The sequence below is a fragment of the Pseudomonas moorei genome (genome assembly GCF_042846945.1).
In the GTDB taxonomy this organism is placed as follows: domain Bacteria; phylum Pseudomonadota; class Gammaproteobacteria; order Pseudomonadales; family Pseudomonadaceae; genus Aquipseudomonas; species Aquipseudomonas moorei.
In genome coordinates, this window is record NZ_AP035776.1 from 5,013,111 (window position 1) to 5,028,893 (window position 15,783).

Here is a 15,783-nt window from a genome sequence, read left to right on the forward strand (position 1 = left end):
GGGCGGTTCGTGGTTGTGGGGGCCGGGTGAGCGCATTAGATTAGCCAATAGTTTCAGGCCTCCAGAATAAGCAGAAGGGATAAGCATGGCGCTTACTGACCAGTCCACTCGTATCCGCACCGGCGAAGAACTCGATGCCAGCCTGATCGATCCATACCTCAAGGCGCACATTCCGGGCCTCAGCGGCTTGCCGCAGATCAGCCAGTTCCCTGGCGGTGCCTCGAACCTCACCTACCTGCTGGAATACCCCGAACAGGAGTTCGTCCTGCGTCGCCCGCCCTTCGGCCACAAAGCCAAGTCCGCCCATGACATGGGTCGCGAGTTTCGCATTCTCAACCAGCTTCGCGAGGGTTTTCCCTACTGCCCCAAGGCTTACGTGCTCTGCACCGATGAATCGGTGATCGGTGCCGAGTTCTATGTGATGGAACGGGTCAAGGGGATCATCCTGCGCTCCGAGCTGCCGCCGGAGCTGGGCCTGGATTCGGCGAAAACCGAAGCCTTGTGCAAGAGCTTCATCGACAAGTTCGTCGAACTGCACCGGGTCGACTACAACGCTTTCGGCCTGGGCGATCTTGGCAAGCCCGAAGGTTACGTGGCGCGCCAGATCAAAGGCTGGAGCGACCGCTACGAGAAAGCCCTGACGCCCGACGCGCCCCAGTGGGATGCAGTCAAAGCCTGGCTCAACGACAAGATGCCGGCCGATCACCCGACGTCCAGCATCGTCCACAACGACTACCGCTTCGACAACGTGATCCTCGACCCGAACAACCCGATGCAGATCATCGGTGTGCTCGACTGGGAACTGACCACCCTCGGCGACCCGCTGATGGATCTGGGCAACACCCTCGCCTACTGGATCGAAGCCGGTGACCCGGCGCCAGTACAACTGATGCGTCGCCAGCCGAGCCACGCGCCCGGCATGCTGACCCGCCGGGCGTTCGTCGATTACTACGCCGAGCGCTCCGGCATCCGGATCGACAACTTCGATTTCTACTACACCTACGGCCTGTTCCGCCTGGCCGGCATCGTGCAGCAGATCTACTACCGCTTCTACCATGGCCAGACCCAGGACAAACGCTTCGCGCAGTTCATTCATATGAACAAACTGCTGGAGCAGATGAGCCTGCAGGTCATCCAGAAATCCAGCCTGTGACCTACGCGATCCCTGTAGGAGCGAGCCTGCTCGCGAAGATCGTGAACGATAACGCGCAGTGACTGGCCTCAACTGAACAGCATTGGCTGCAACCCGGCATTTGACTCGATAACAAGATTTTTTATAGGGGAATCCCATGTCCAAGACCCAGTTGTTCGACCTCGATGGCAAGATTGCTTTCGTTTCCGGCGCCAGCCGTGGCATCGGTGAGGCCATCGCCAAGCTGCTGGCGCAGCAAGGCGCCCATGTGATCGTTTCGAGCCGCAAACTCGAGGGCTGCCAGCACGTGGCCGACGCGATCATCGCCGCGGGCGGCAAGGCCACCGCCATCGCCTGCCACATCGGTGAAATGGAGCAGATCAGCCAGGTCTTCGCCGCCATCAAGGAGCAATTCGGGCGCCTGGACATTCTGGTCAACAACGCGGCGACCAACCCGCAGTTCTGCAACGTGCTGGACACCGACCTCAGCGCCTTCCAGAAAACCGTCGACGTGAACATTCGCGGCTACTTCTTCATGTCGGTGGAAGCCGGCAAGCTGATGCGTGAAAACGGCGGCGGCAGCATCATCAACGTTGCCTCGATCAACGGCGTCTCGCCGGGGATCTTCCAGGGCATCTACTCGGTGACCAAGGCTGCCGTGATCAACATGACCAAGGTGTTCGCCAAGGAATGTGCGCAGTTCGGTATCCGCTGCAACGCCCTGCTGCCGGGCCTGACCGACACCAAGTTCGCTTCGGCGCTGGTGAAGAACGAGGCCATCCTCAATACCGCCCTGGCACAGATTCCGCTCAAGCGCGTGGCCGACCCGAGCGAAATGGCCGGCGCCGTGCTTTATCTGGCGAGCGATGCGTCGAGCTACACCACCGGTGTTTCGCTGAATGTGGACGGTGGTTTCCTGTCCTGATTCCGGTTTTGGCGGAGGCGCAAAGGGCAGTCTTTGGGAGCAATACCCGTCAGTTAAGGACGAACTCCGTCTCTGTGGCGAGGGTGCTTGCTCCCGCTGGACTGCGCAGCAGTCCCGTTTTGGGGGCCGCTTCGCGCCCCAGCGGGAGCAAGCTCCCTCGCCACAGTTTCAGTGTCCCGCATAACTTTTCGGCAGTCCTCAGGACTGCCTTTTTTATGCCCGCGTTACTGCGTCACGCAACGGGTGGTCGTCGTGACCCGAGTCACCTCGCCTTCAGCCCTCGCATCGCCCATGACATCGGTTTTATCCAGGGTCTGGCAGGTGCGTTCAGGGGGTGGAGGCGGTGCGGCGGGAGTTGGAGGTGGCGGACTGGCACAGCCGCCGAGAATGATGGCGCAAAGTACGAGCGACATTGGAGCAAAAACGCGTTTCCCAAGACTGTTCATAGGATGACCCGCGAGAAAGGATGTACACATGGGTGTGACAACAAAACACCGCCCTAAAGTTCACGGGGCAGGTGCAGAAATATCACTTTTATAGATTTTCATCGCGTAATCAGTCGTTCAGACAGGGGAAACCTGGCAATTCCTACACCACCGGGTCGGGGCGCTGCAGGCTGTTGCTCTCCAGTTCATAACGCAACTCTTCAATGAGCGCCGCGATCGATTCGGGCGTTTGCAGCCTCGTCATGTTCAAACCGCTGACCACCAGATCAACTTGTCCGGTCACCGGGTGATAGAGCTTAATGGTCAACGAATGATCGCCTGTGACTGCGCACTCACAGGCCAAGGGTGAAAAGGCCCACTCAAGCTGCGTGCGCAATTGCGCCAGGTAAATCATTGCGATGGCCCTCGGCGGCAAGCGACTGTGCAGGTAAAACGTTCGGGGTGCATGGCTGATCCTTTAGCGACTTCGGGGCGTGCGAATGGTCCGAAACAGTCATTCGCACGTGCTCAGCCTAAGGCTTGCCACTTGTACGCCAGAACGTGAATTTGCACCTTGCCGACTAGTGCATTTGCACCTACCGCTGACCCTTTTGCCTCCATGCACTGGAAAACAACCCACGCTCGCGCGCCCAGACAATCGCCTCGCTGCGACTGTGCACATCGAGCTTGGAATAGACCGTAGCCACATGATTGCGTACCGTGTTCGGTGCCAGCTTCAGGCGCGCGGCGATTTCCTTGTCGGCCAGGCCTTCGCAGATCAGTTCCAGCACATCGCGCTCCCTGGCCGTCAGGTCAGTGAAAGACACGCTGGGCAACTGCGGCGAGTTGACGTGTTTCACGTTGGCGAGCTTTTCGATCAGCGTGCGACTGAACCAGGAGGCATCTTTCATCACCTCTTCAATGGCCGTCACCAGCTCCAGCTCGGTGCGCTTGCGCTCGGTGATATCCATCAACACCAGCAGGTAGCAAGCGCTGTCCTGAATGTTCACGGTGTCGGCGGAAACCGCGCAATCCATCAGTTGGGTGTCTTTTTTTCGCACGCGAACATCAATGCGATCCAGGCGCCCGGTTTTCTCCAGGGCGCTGAACAGCTTTGTCCTCGCGCCTTTGTCGTGGATGAAGTCGATTTCGGCAATGGTCCGGCCCTGCACTTCCTCGCGGGGATACGCGAGGGTCTCGAGGAACGCCTCGTTCACATCCATCACCACCTGATCGCTGGCGCTGCACACCAGGATCGGCACCGGCGTCAGGCCAAAGGCCTTGGCGAAGCGTTCCTCACTCTGGCGCAGGGCAACTTCAGCCTTGCGCCGCGGCTCCACGTCGACGAAGGAAAACAGCATGCAGGGCTCGTCGTTGAGCTCGAGCGGCTGGCCGGCGACGATCACCTGCTTGCTTGCCCCATCGGCCACGCGCAGTTCGGCCTGCATTTGCGGAATGGTCGCGCCTTCGCGCAAACGCTGCTTCGCCAGATCCTTGTTCTGCGCCTGATCCAGCACGTCCAGTTCATAGGTGGAGCTGCCGATCACCTGATCACGGGTATAACCGGTCATTTCGAGGAAGCCGGGGTTGACCTTGATGTAGCGCAGATCACTGAGCCGGCAGATCACCGCCGGGGCCGGGTTGGCGGCGAAGGTTTTCTCGAAGCGTTGCTCGGCACTGGCCCACTCGGTGACATCGTCCATGATCAGCACCAACGACTCCGGCTCACCATGGCTGTCGGTGACCACCAGGCTGCGCACCTTGTGCACCCAGGTGCGTTCTTCGTCATCAATCGGGGTCAGTTCCACCAACACATCGCTGAAGGTCTCGCCACGGGCGACACGGCTGATCGGGTAACTGGCCACCGGCACCGGGTGATTGTTGCGATAACGCAGGGCAAAGCGTCGGGCGTACTCCTTGGCGTTCGCCCCCAGATCACCGATCCGTTCGATGCCGTGCATGGCCAACGCGGCGTCATTGGCCCAGACAATGGCCTGGTCGAGATCGAGCAGAATCACCCCGTCGGACAGGCCGGTGATGATCTGCTGCAACTGGCGGCGGCTGGTTTCTGTGGTCAGGACGTCTTGGCTCATTGCATCTCCCTACGTACGACGGAGCGATTGCGCTCCTGTGAAAAGTACGACCGCCGGGGCCTGCAATCGTGCGAAGTTCCTCCAGGCCAGCGGCAAGGAAACTGTGGCGAGCGAGCTCGCCACAGATAGCGTGTTCGTCCTTAACAGAACAGAATGAGCGGTGTAATGCGCTTTTCACCCTTCAGGAGCGTCGCCATGATGTTTGACTCGCTTCACTTCACGCCGTTTTCCGCCCTGGCCGGAGGCGCGCTGATCGGCCTGGCCGCCAGCGTACTGGTCGTGACCAACGGACGGATTGCCGGAATCAGCGGGTTGCTGGGCAGCCTGCTGGAGCGCAATGACTCGGCGTGGGGCGAAAAGGCCCTGTTCATACTCGGACTCCTGGCTGCGCCTGTGTTGTGGGCGTTGTTTCACGAGTGGCCGGCCATTGAATTCAAAACCGGGCCGCTGGGGCTGATCATCGCCGGACTGTGCGTCGGCATCGGCACTCGGTACGGCTCCGGCTGCACCAGCGGCCACGGCGTGTGCGGCATCTCGCGCCTGTCACCGCGCTCGATCGTCGCCACATTGAGCTTCATGTTCAGTGGTTTTGTGACGGTGTACATCCTGCGTCACGTGCTGGGGTTTTGATGATGCGCAAACTGAGCGCTTTTCTCGCCGGGCTCTTGTTCGGCATCGGCCTGTTACTGGCCGGCATGGCCAATCCAGCCAAAGTGCTGGGCTTTCTGGACATTGCCGGGACCTGGGACCCTTCCCTGGCGCTGGTCATGTTCGGCGCGATTGCCGTTGCCTGGGCACCCTTTCATTGGGCCATGAAGCAATCGACGTCCTGGCTCGGAGCCCCCATGCAGTTGCCGGTCAACCGCGAACTGGACCGACGCCTGATCGGCGGCAGCCTGTTGTTCGGCGTCGGCTGGGGCATTGCGGGTATCTGTCCGGGCCCGGCATTGGTGTTACTGCCGACGGGGCATTGGCAGGCGTGGGTCTTCATGATCGCCATGTTGACCGGGATGCTGATTTTCAGAGCGCGACAAGCACGCCTTTGAATCCCCCGTGAATCGAGATCGCAGCCATCAGCGGTGCCTGGTCGATGGCTGCGATCTCCTGCACCTCAAGCCGCCAATTGCCCATTGGCGATCGCCGCCGACGCCGCCAGCATGGCACGCAACAACACCGCACAACCGGCCGCCAGGTCATCCGGCGCGGCGTTTTCGATTTCGTTGTGGCTGATACCCCCTTCGCAAGGTACGAAGATCATGCCGGCAGGTCCGAGTTCGGCGAGGAAGATCGCGTCGTGCCCTGCTCCACTGACGATGTCCATGTGCGACAGGCCCAATCCTTGCGCCGCACCGCGTACCGCTTCTACACACCCCTTGTCGAAGTACAGCGGTGGGAAGTCGGCGGTCGGGGTGAGTTCGTAGGTCAGGCCGTGTTCTTCGCACGTGGTTTCGATGACTTCACGGACTTCGGCGATCATCGAATCCAGCCGCGCCGGTTCCAGATGGCGGAAGTCCAGGGTCATGCGCACTTCGCCGGGAATGACGTTGCGTGAACCGGGATAGGCTTGCAGGCAACCGACCGTGCCGCAGGCATGGGGTTGATGGCCGAGGGCGGCGCGATTCACCGCGCCGACGATCACCGAGGCGCCGACCAGCGCGTCCTTGCGCAGGTGCATTGGCGTCGGGCCGGCATGGGCTTCGACACCGCGCAGTTTCAGGTCGAACCATTTCTGCCCGAGGGCGCCCATGACCACGCCAATGGTCTTGCGCTCGTCCTCGAGTATCGGGCCTTGCTCGATGTGTGCTTCGAAATAGGCGCCCACCGCGTGACCGCTGACCGCGCGCGGCCCGGCGTAACCAATGGCGTTCAACGCCTCGCCCACGGTGACGCCCTCGGCATCGACCTTGGCCAGGGTTTCCTCAAGGGTGAATTTTTCCGCGAACACCCCGGAGCCCATCATGCAGGGGGCGAAACGCGAGCCTTCTTCGTTGGTCCAGACCACCACTTCCAGCGGCGCTTCGGTTTCCACGCCCAGGTCATTGAGGGTGCGCAGTACTTCGACCCCGGCCAGCACGCCGAAGCAGCCGTCGAATTTGCCGCCAGTGGGCTGGGTGTCGATGTGGCTGCCGGTCATCACCGGCGGCAGGTTCGGGTTGCGCCCGGGACGGCGGGCGAAGATGTTGCCGACGGCGTCGATGCTGACGGTGCAGCCCGCCTCTTCACACCACTTGACGAACATATCCCGGGCCTGGCGATCGAGGTCGGTCAGGGCCAGGCGACAGACACCGCCCTTGACCGTGGCGCCGAGCCTGGCCAGCTCCATGAGCGACTGCCACAGACGGTCGCGGTTGATGTGCTGATGGGTGGACTGCAGAACGTCTACAGCAGCGTTCATGGTGATCTCCTCAGGCAATTCTTATGGTTTCTGTCAGGCATTTCGTCGGTGTATTTGAGGCCGTCATCGCGAGCAGGCTCGCTCCCACAGGGGTAACGCGTACCCAATGTGGTAGCGAGCCTGCTCGCGATAGGGCCAGCCGCTACACCGCCGATTTCACGGCAGACGGCTGAGCCCGCATCGAGCACAACCCGTAGTAAATCAACCCGCCCAGGGCCGAGCCGGTGAACCAGCCGTAGCTGTAGAACCAGCTGAAGGCATCGCTGCCCAACGACAGCAGCGTCAGCACCACCGGCACCCCGAACGCCAGGAACCCGCTCCAGTTCCAGGCCGGATACACGTCGTCGCGGTACAGGCCGGCGAGATCCAGTTGCTGTTTCTTGATCAGGAAATAGTCCACCACCATGATCCCGGCAATCGGCCCCAGCAGGCTGGAGTAACCCAGCAACCAGTTGGAATAGACGGTTTCCAGGCTCACGTCAGAAACGATCAGGCCGAGCTTTTTCAGCAGTTCATGGGCCATCAGCGCCAGGCCGACAAACCCGGTCAGCAGCACGGCCTTGGTGCGGTTGATGACCTTGGGCGCGATGTTCTGGAAGTCGTTGGTCGGCGAAACGATGTTGGCCGCGGTGTTGGTGGACAAGGTAGCGATGATGATCAGCGCCATGGCCACCGCGACCCAGACCGGGCTCTGGATATGGCCGATCAGCGTCACCGGATCGGAGACGGTCACGCCCACCAGTTTGACCGACGCGGCGGTCATCACCACGCCCAGCGAGGCGAACAGGAACATGGTCAGCGGCAAACCGATGATCTGCCCGACGATCTGGTCCTTCTGGCTTTTCGCGTAGCGGCTGAAGTCCGGGATGTTCAGCGACAGCGTGGCCCAGAAACCGACCATCGCGGTCAACCCGGCGGCGAAATAACTGACCACGCTGGCGCCCTCTGGTCGCTTGGCCGGAATTGCCAACAGTTCCGTCATCGACACATTGGGCATCGCCCACACCAGCAGCCCTGCGCCTACCGCCACCAGCAAAGGCGCAGACAGGGTTTCCAGCCATTTGATCGACTCGGCGCCACGAATCACCACCCACAGGTTCAGCGCCCAGAACATCATGAAGCCAATGACTTCGCCGGTGCCACCCAGGGATTTCCAGCCGTCGAACACCGAGCCCAGGAACAGGTGAATCGCCAGGCCACCGAACATGGTCTGGATGCCAAACCAGCCGCAGGCCACCAGGGCGCGGATCAGACACGGAATGTTGGAACCGAGGACGCCGAAAGACGAGCGCAGCAACACCGGAAACGGGATGCCGTACTTGGTGCCGGGAAAGGCGTTCAGGGTCAGCGGGATCAACACGATGATGTTGGCGAACAGGATCGCCAGCAGCGCTTCGCCGACGGTCAGGCCGAAGTACGCCGTCAGCACGCCGCCCAGGGTGTAGGTCGGCACGCAAATCGACATGCCGACCCACAAGGCCGTGATGTGCCATTGGTTCCAGGTTCGTTCGCGCACCTTGGTCGGTGCCATGTCGTGGTTGTATCGGGGACTGTCGAGGACATCGCTGCCGGCCTCCAACTCAAACAAGCCGTCGCGCTCGGTCACTTGCGATCTGATCTGTTGCATGGCCGCTCCATTGTTGTTTTGTTTTGCTCATCGGGGCTGGCGGCTTCAATAAACGTGCCGCGTACCCCGCTTGCGCATCGGGCAGTTCCATAAACATTTTGTAAGCAACTGATGTTTATCAGTTTTATTTATCCAACCCTTCGGTCTTCGCTGACGTGCCGGACCATTCAAGGCAAATGCCAAGCAAGTTGTCCAAACAGTCAGGACTCAATCTGGTGCGCGAATCTTTTTTTAAACGTTGAGCGTCAACCATAGACCATCGTCAAACAGCTGATTTCACATAGGAAATCTTGACCATATTTCTATCCTGTCAAGTGCGTCAAAATGGTGAGAGGCCTCACCATTTTGGTGATTTTCATTTTTTATCGTTATATATCAAAAACTTAAAACAGTTATAAGCTTATAAAAAATATTCTTGCCGATTCCCATAACACCAGCTAGCGTTTATTCCTGACAGCGATGACAGGAATACACCTGTTGCAACTCGCTTCATATAAAAACATTTAGAGCCGGCACCAGCCGGTCATGCCTGCGAGGAACTCGGAATGTCTCTGTTGATCCGTGGCGCCACTGTTATTACCCATGATGAAAGTTATCGCGCCGATGTGTATTGCGCAGACGGCGTGATCAAGGCCATCGGCGAAGACCTCGAGGCGCCCACAGGTGCCGAAATACTCGACGGCAGCGGCCAGTACCTGATGCCGGGCGGCATCGATCCGCACACCCACATGCAACTGCCGTTCATGGGCACCGTGGCCAGCGAAGATTTTTACAGCGGCACCGCGGCCGGTCTGGCCGGCGGCACCACGTCGATCATCGACTTCGTGATTCCCAATCCCCAGCAGTCGCTGATGGAAGCGTTCCATCAGTGGCGTGGCTGGGCCGAGAAATCAGCTTCCGATTACGGCTTCCACGTCGCCATCACCTGGTGGAGCGAGCAGGTGCGCGAAGAAATGGCCGAGCTGGTGATGCATCACGGGGTCAACAGCTTCAAGCACTTCATGGCCTACAAGAATGCGATCATGGCCGCCGACGACACCCTGGTGGCGAGTTTCGAACGCTGCCTGGAGCTCGGCGCGGTGCCCACCGTGCACGCGGAAAACGGTGAGCTGGTCTATCACCTGCAACGCAAGCTGATGGCCCAGGGCATGACCGGGCCGGAGGCGCACCCCCTGTCGCGCCCGTCGCAAGTGGAAGGCGAAGCGGCGAGTCGGGCGATCCGGATCGCCGAAACCCTCGGCACACCGTTGTACCTGGTGCACGTTTCGACCAAGGAAGCCCTCGACGAAATCACCTACGCCCGGGCCAAGGGCCAACCGGTTTACGGCGAGGTTCTGGCCGGGCACCTGTTGCTGGACGACAGCGTCTATCGACACCCGGACTGGCAGACCGCCGCCGGTTACGTGATGAGCCCGCCGTTCCGCCCTGTCGGCCATCAAGAAGCGCTCTGGCATGGCCTGCAAGCCGGCAACCTGCACACCACCGCCACTGATCACTGCTGTTTCTGCGCCGAGCAGAAAGCCGCCGGCAAGGACGATTTCAGCAAGATCCCCAATGGCACCGCCGGCATCGAAGACCGCATGGCCGTGCTCTGGGACGAAGGCGTTAACACTGGGCGTTTGTCGATGCAGCACTTCGTCGCGCTGACCTCCACCAACACCGCGAAAATCTTCAACCTCTACCCACGCAAAGGTGCGATCCGCGTCGGCGCCGATGCCGACCTGGTGCTGTGGGACCCGCAAGGCACGCGCACGATTTCGGCGAAGACCCACCATCAGCAAGTCGACTTCAACATCTTCGAAGGCAAGACCGTTCGCGGCGTGCCCAGCCACACCATCAGCCAGGGCCGGGTGGTCTGGGCCGACGGCGATCTGCGGGCCGAGCGCGGCGCCGGGCGGTATATCGAACGGCCGGCGTATCCAGCGGTGTTTGACTTGCTGAGCAAGCGGGCTGAGTTGAATCAACCGGTTGCCGTGAAACGCTGACCACCCCCGTGGCGAGGGAGCTTGCTCCCGCTGGGTGGCGAAGCCGCCCCAACCCTGCCGCCCCGGAACTCCTGACACTCCGGTTCGACTGGGTTTCAGGCCTGCTGCGCAGGCCAGCGGGAGCAAGCTCCCTCGCCACAGGGCAATGCACAAAAACAATGCCCATTTAGAGGCAGCACCTCCATCACCGTGAGGCCAATACCGTGATCAAGACCCTGACCCACCTCCCGCATCCCGTTGAGCATGCGGCCGTCCTCGCCAGCCACTTCACCGATCTGGCGCCCCCGCTCAACGCCCGCCAGGCTCACCTCGAAGCCTCGCGCTGTCTGTATTGCTACGACGCGCCGTGCGTGAATGCCTGCCCGAGCGAAATCGATATTCCGTCGTTCATCCGCAATATCCATCAGGACAACGTGCAGGGCGCGGCGCAGAAAATCCTCTCGGCCAACATCCTCGGCGGCAGTTGCGCCCGGGTCTGCCCCACCGAGATCCTGTGCCAGCAAGCCTGCGTGCGCAACAACGCTCAGGAGTGCGCACCGGTGCTGATCGGCCTGCTGCAGCGCTACGCCGTGGACAACGCGCACTTCAGCGAACACCCCTTTCCCCGCGCCGCCGCCACCGGCAAACGCATCGCCGTGGTCGGTGCCGGGCCGGCCGGTTTGTCCTGCGCCCATCGCAGCGCCATGCACGGCCATGACGTGGTGATTTTCGAAGCCCGGGAAAAGGCCGGCGGTCTCAATGAATACGGGATCGCCAAGTACAAACTGGTGGACGACTACGCGCAGAAGGAACTGGAGTTCCTGCTGCAGATCGGCGGCATCGAGATCCGCCACGGGCAAAAACTCGGCGAGAACCTGAGCCTGACTGAACTGCATCAGCAATTCGATGCGGTGTTCCTCGGCCTGGGCCTGGCGGTGAGCAAGCAATTGGGGTTGGCCCATGAGGACGCGCCAGGCCTGCTGGCCGCCACCGACTACATCCGCGAACTGCGTCAGAGCGATGACCTGAGCCAACTGCCACTGGCCGACCGCTGCATCGTGCTCGGCGCCGGCAATACCGCCATCGACATGGCCGTGCAGATGGCACGCCTGGGCGCCCATGACGTCAATCTGGTGTACCGCCGTGGTGCCGAGGACATGGGCGCCACCCACCACGAACAGGACATCGCCAAGGCCAATCAGGTGCGCCTGATGACCTGGGCACAACCCGAAGAGGTCCTGCTCGATGCTCAGGGCCGTGTGCGCGGCATGCGATTCGCGCGCACGCATCTGGTCGAAGATCGTCTGCAAACCACCGGCGAAACCTTTGAACTGGCCGCCGACGCCATCTTCAAAGCCATCGGCCAGGCCTTCGACAGCAGCGCCCTCGTCGACCCGCTGGCCCGTGAACTCAAGCGCCAGGGGGATCGCATCGAGGTCGATGAACAGCTGCGTACCAGCGTCCCCGGCATATATGCCGGCGGCGATTGCACCAGCCTCGACCAGGACCTCACCGTGCAGGCGGTGCAGCACGGCAAACGGGCCGCCGAGGCCATCAACGCTCAACTGATGCTCAACGTGGAGGCTGCGTAAATGGCCGATCTCTCGATTGTCTTCGCCGGCATCAAAAGCCCCAACCCGTTCTGGCTGGCCTCCGCGCCGCCCACCGACAAGGCCTACAACGTGGTCCGCGCCTTCGAGGCCGGCTGGGGTGGCGTGGTCTGGAAAACCCTGGGTGAAGACCCGGCGGCGGTCAACGTATCGTCGCGCTACTCGGCGCACTTCGGAGCGAACCGCGAAGTGCTGGGCTTCAACAACATCGAACTGATCACCGATCGCTCCCTGGAGATCAACCTGCGGGAAATCACCCAGGTCAAAAAGGACTGGCCGGACCGCGCGCTCATCGTGTCGTTGATGGTGCCCTGCGTCGAAGAGTCGTGGAAACACATCCTGCCCCTGGTGGAAGCCACCGGCGCCGACGGCATCGAACTGAACTTCGGTTGCCCCCATGGCATGCCGGAACGCGGCATGGGCGCGGCGGTCGGCCAGGTGCCGGAATACGTCGAACAGGTCACCCGCTGGTGCAAGACCTATTGCTCGCTGCCAGTGATCGTCAAGCTGACGCCAAACATCACCGACATCCGCGTCGCGGCCCGCGCGGCGCACCGTGGCGGCGCGGATGCGGTGTCGCTGATCAACACCATCAACTCAATCACCAGCGTCAACCTGGAGCGCATGGTCGCCAACCCCATGGTCGGCAACCAGAGCACCCACGGCGGCTATTGCGGCTCGGCGGTCAAGCCGATTGCCTTGAACATGGTCGCCGAAATCGCCCGCGATCCACAGACCCGCGACCTGCCCATCAGCGGCATCGGCGGCATTGGCAACTGGCGCGATGCGGCGGAATTCATGGCCCTGGGCAGCGGTTCGGTGCAGGTGTGCACGGCGGCCATGCTGCATGGCTTCCGGATCGTCGAGGAGATGAAGGACGGCTTGTCGCGCTGGATGGACAATCAGGGTTACGCGAGCATTTCAGAATTCTCCGGGCGCGCGGTGGGCAATACCACGGACTGGAAGTACCTGGACATCAACTATCAGGTGATCGCCAAAATCGACCAGGACGCCTGCATCGGTTGCGGTCGCTGCCACATCGCGTGCGAAGACACCTCGCACCAGGCGGTGGCCAGCCTCAAGCAGGCCGACGGCACGCACAAGTATCAAGTGATCGAGGATGAATGCGTGGGCTGCAACCTGTGCCAGATCACCTGCCCGGTGCAGGACTGCATCGAGATGGTGCCGGTGGAAAACGGCAAGCCGTTTCTGGACTGGAACCATGATCCGAGGAATCCGTATCACGTCAGTCCTTGAGATGGGCCGCGCCTGAAAAGACGCCTTCGCGGGCAAGCCCGCTCCCACAGGGTCTCTGGTGTTCACAAATTTTGTGTCGACTGAAGATCTACTGTGGGAGCGAACTTGCTCCGGGCGGCGTTCCGACGATGAGGCCACCAGCTTCGCCACAAAACTTACGGCTCCAACCCGATCCCGCGCAAAATCACACTGGTCACGGTCTGTATCGCTCGTTCGAACTGCATGTCCGACAGCGGCTGATGGTCGTTGAGAATGTTCACCTGGTGGTCGAAGTCGGCGTAATGCTGGGTCGAGGCCCAGATCATGTACAGCAGGCTCGAAGGCTCCACCGGCAGGATGCGCTTGTCGTCCACCCACTGGCGGATTTTCGCTTCTTTCATCTTGGCCCAGTCGTACAGGCTCGCATCCAGTGCCACGCCCAGGGTCGGGGCGCCGTGGATGATCTCGTTGGCCCAGACTTTCGAACCGTACGGACGGCTGCGGGAGTGGTTCATCTTGGCGCGGATGTAGCTGCTGAGCACCACGCGCGGGTCATCGAACATCTCGAAGCACAGCGCATCCTGCTTCCAGACTTCCAGCAAGTCGAACAGCACGGCGCTGTACAACTCGGTCTTGGTGCTGAAGTAGTAATGCAGGTTGGAGCGCGGCAGTTGCACCTCGGCGGCGATGTCGGCCATGGCGGTGCTGCCGAAGCCTTTCTCGGCGAAGACCTTCTCGGCCCCCAGCAGAATTTTCTCGACGTTACTGCGACGAATCTCGATCTTGTGATTGCCCATGAGGGCTCCCTGACAACAGCGTTAAACAAGACTAGCATCCGCTCTACCTCGCGGCGACAGGGTAAAACCAAACTTCGTACATCAGGCCTCTGGCGGCTAAACTGACGCCCATTTCGCAACTGACTGACAGGAACCCGACAATGCTGCTCAAAAAAGCCCTCACCACCGCCGCCCTGCTCGGCTCGCTGCTGGCCGCCTCCTCGGTATTTGCCCACGCCCATCTGAAAAGTGAGACACCGGCCGCCAACAGCACCGTGAGCGCACCGACGGAACTGCGCCTGATGTTTTCCGAAGGCGTTGAAGCGGCCTTCACCAAAGTCACGATCAGCAAGGACGGGGCCTCTGTTGCGGTGAAAAGCCTGGCCACCGAGGGCAGCGACAAGAAGACCCTGGTGGTCACACCCGCTGCGCCGTTGAGCGCTGGTGCCTATACAGTCGAATGGCATGCCGTGTCGGTCGATACCCATAAAAGCGAAGGCACCTACAGCTTCAAGGTTGGCCAGTAATACATGGCGAGCGCGCTGGTGCTGTGCCGCTTCCTGCATTTCACCGTGGTACTGATGCTGTTCGGAGCCTGGGTTTACAAGCCTTTGTTGCTGGGCCGTGAGACCACACTGGATCGAGCGCTGACGCACATCAGCCGTTGGCTGGCGGGATTGGCGCTGGTCAGCGGCGTCTGTTGGCTGCTGCTGATCACCGCCAGCATGGCCGGTGCCTGGGACGCCGCGTTCGAGCCCTCGACCTTGCGCCTGGTACTGGGCAGCACGTTCTTTGGCCAGGTCTGGAGCTGGCACTTGCTGCTCAACGGCGTGTTGCTGGCGTTGCTGCTGAGCCCGCTACGCAGCCACCTTCCCTCGCGCCTGGCCCTCGGCGCTTCGCTGCTGGCGACCCTCGCGCCGGTCGGCCACGGCGCCATGCTTGATGGCGCCGAAGGCCGATGGCTGATGCTCAATCAACTGGTGCACCTGGCCTGCGTCGGCATCTGGCTCGGCGGCCTGATGCTCTTGGTCATGATCCTGCGCCGCCCTGCCGGGCATGACATCCGGACGCTGTTGCAGCGATTCAGTGGTGTGGGATACGTCGTGGTGGCGGGATTGCTGATCACCGGGCTGATCAACGTACGGGTCCTGACCGGCGCCTTCTGGCCGACGCCGTTGCTGTCCGGGTTTGCCCTGATCCTGTTGATCAAGGTCACCCTGATCACCGCGATGATCGGTCTGGCGTTGTTCAACCGTCTGCGGATCAAGGACTGCGAACAGCGCCTGTCGGCTTTGCGTAAAAGCGTGATTGCCGAATGGTTGCTGGGCATTGGCGCGGTGGCGGCGGTTTCGCTGCTGGGTACCCTGCCGCCGATGATTTCGCGTTAAGACCCGCCGCCCTGTGGGATCCTGCTCGCGAAGGCGTCGGCACAGTCAGCATTGATGTAACAGACACTCCGCTTTCGCGAGCAGGCTCGCTCCCACATAAAATTTCCGCACCCCACGTCATCGTACAACTTCCGATTGACAACACTGAAACGCCGCGTAAATAATCGCCTCCAATGTTGTACGACAACGTATAACAATTATAAAAACAAAAA

General features: G+C 61.1%; 14 protein-coding genes. 9 read left to right on the forward strand and 5 right to left on the reverse strand.

What is annotated here, in order from left to right:
- Window positions 1-85 precede the first annotated feature (85 nt).
- Both ACGJAX_RS23505 and ACGJAX_RS23510 read left to right on the forward strand, forming a co-directional pair.
- Window positions 86-1,153 carry a phosphotransferase gene (locus ACGJAX_RS23505; protein WP_390956361.1) on the forward strand — a complete coding sequence of 356 codons (1,068 nt, stop codon included), beginning with the start codon at window positions 86-88 and terminating at the stop codon, window positions 1,151-1,153.
- 136 nt (window positions 1,154-1,289) lie between these two features.
- Complete coding sequence (locus ACGJAX_RS23510) at window positions 1,290-2,057, forward strand: SDR family oxidoreductase (RefSeq protein WP_390956362.1); 768 nt, start codon at window positions 1,290-1,292, stop codon at window positions 2,055-2,057.
- Between the two features lie 588 nt (window positions 2,058-2,645).
- Here the strand turns inward: ACGJAX_RS23510 and ACGJAX_RS23515 are convergent.
- Both ACGJAX_RS23515 and ACGJAX_RS23520 read right to left on the reverse strand, forming a co-directional pair.
- Complete coding sequence (locus tag ACGJAX_RS23515; RefSeq protein ID WP_090320707.1) at window positions 2,646-2,897, reverse strand: DUF1652 domain-containing protein; 252 nt, start codon at window positions 2,895-2,897, stop codon at window positions 2,646-2,648.
- A 181-nt stretch (window positions 2,898-3,078) separates the two neighbouring features.
- Entirely contained in the window at window positions 3,079-4,575 is a 1,497-nt protein-coding gene (locus ACGJAX_RS23520; RefSeq protein WP_390956363.1) for a PAS domain S-box protein, read from the reverse strand.
- A 195-nt stretch (window positions 4,576-4,770) separates the two neighbouring features.
- Here ACGJAX_RS23520 and ACGJAX_RS23525 point away from each other — a divergent pair, with 195 nt between their 5' ends.
- The gene (locus ACGJAX_RS23525) at window positions 4,771-5,205 is read left to right on the forward strand and encodes a YeeE/YedE thiosulfate transporter family protein (protein WP_390956364.1); all 435 of its coding nucleotides are present in this window, start codon (window positions 4,771-4,773) and stop codon (window positions 5,203-5,205) included.
- A gap of 2 nt (window positions 5,206-5,207) precedes the next feature.
- Entirely contained in the window at window positions 5,208-5,621 is a 414-nt protein-coding gene (locus ACGJAX_RS23530) for a DUF6691 family protein (protein ID WP_390959980.1), read from the forward strand.
- Window positions 5,622-5,686: 65 nt separating this feature from the next.
- Here the strand turns inward: ACGJAX_RS23530 and ACGJAX_RS23535 are convergent, their stop codons facing one another.
- Both ACGJAX_RS23535 and ACGJAX_RS23540 read right to left on the reverse strand, forming a co-directional pair.
- On the reverse strand, window positions 5,687-6,970 hold the full coding sequence (locus tag ACGJAX_RS23535) for an allantoate amidohydrolase (RefSeq protein WP_390956365.1): 1,284 nt from the start codon (window positions 6,968-6,970) through the stop codon (window positions 5,687-5,689).
- A 142-nt stretch (window positions 6,971-7,112) separates the two neighbouring features.
- Window positions 7,113-8,597 (reverse strand): cytosine permease, encoded by a 1,485-nt coding sequence (locus ACGJAX_RS23540; RefSeq protein ID WP_390956366.1) that lies wholly within the window; start codon window positions 8,595-8,597, stop codon window positions 7,113-7,115.
- A 545-nt stretch (window positions 8,598-9,142) separates the two neighbouring features.
- Between ACGJAX_RS23540 and hydA the strand changes: the two genes are divergently transcribed.
- The 3 genes from hydA to preA all read left to right on the forward strand — a co-directional run bounded on the left by hydA (window position 9,143) and on the right by preA (window position 13,428).
- Entirely contained in the window at window positions 9,143-10,582 is a 1,440-nt protein-coding gene (gene hydA / locus ACGJAX_RS23545) for a dihydropyrimidinase (protein WP_247257996.1), read from the forward strand.
- Between the two features lie 203 nt (window positions 10,583-10,785).
- Entirely contained in the window at window positions 10,786-12,153 is a 1,368-nt protein-coding gene (locus tag ACGJAX_RS23550) for an FAD-dependent oxidoreductase (RefSeq protein ID WP_390956367.1), read from the forward strand.
- The gene (preA, locus tag ACGJAX_RS23555; RefSeq protein ID WP_390956368.1) at window positions 12,154-13,428 is read left to right on the forward strand and encodes an NAD-dependent dihydropyrimidine dehydrogenase subunit PreA; all 1,275 of its coding nucleotides are present in this window, start codon (window positions 12,154-12,156) and stop codon (window positions 13,426-13,428) included. It begins immediately after the preceding gene.
- Window positions 13,429-13,583: 155 nt separating this feature from the next.
- Here the strand turns inward: preA and ACGJAX_RS23560 are convergent, their stop codons facing one another.
- Window positions 13,584-14,204 (reverse strand): TetR/AcrR family transcriptional regulator, encoded by a 621-nt coding sequence (locus tag ACGJAX_RS23560; RefSeq protein WP_090320682.1) that lies wholly within the window; start codon window positions 14,202-14,204, stop codon window positions 13,584-13,586.
- Between the two features lie 140 nt (window positions 14,205-14,344).
- Between ACGJAX_RS23560 and copC the strand changes: the two genes are divergently transcribed.
- Window positions 14,345-14,710, forward strand: coding sequence for a copper homeostasis periplasmic binding protein CopC (gene copC, locus ACGJAX_RS23565; RefSeq protein WP_090320679.1), 366 nt, complete (start codon window positions 14,345-14,347; stop codon window positions 14,708-14,710).
- A 3-nt stretch (window positions 14,711-14,713) separates the two neighbouring features.
- The gene (gene copD, locus ACGJAX_RS23570; RefSeq protein WP_390956369.1) at window positions 14,714-15,571 is read left to right on the forward strand and encodes a copper homeostasis membrane protein CopD; all 858 of its coding nucleotides are present in this window, start codon (window positions 14,714-14,716) and stop codon (window positions 15,569-15,571) included.
- Window positions 15,572-15,783: the final 212 nt, after the last annotated feature.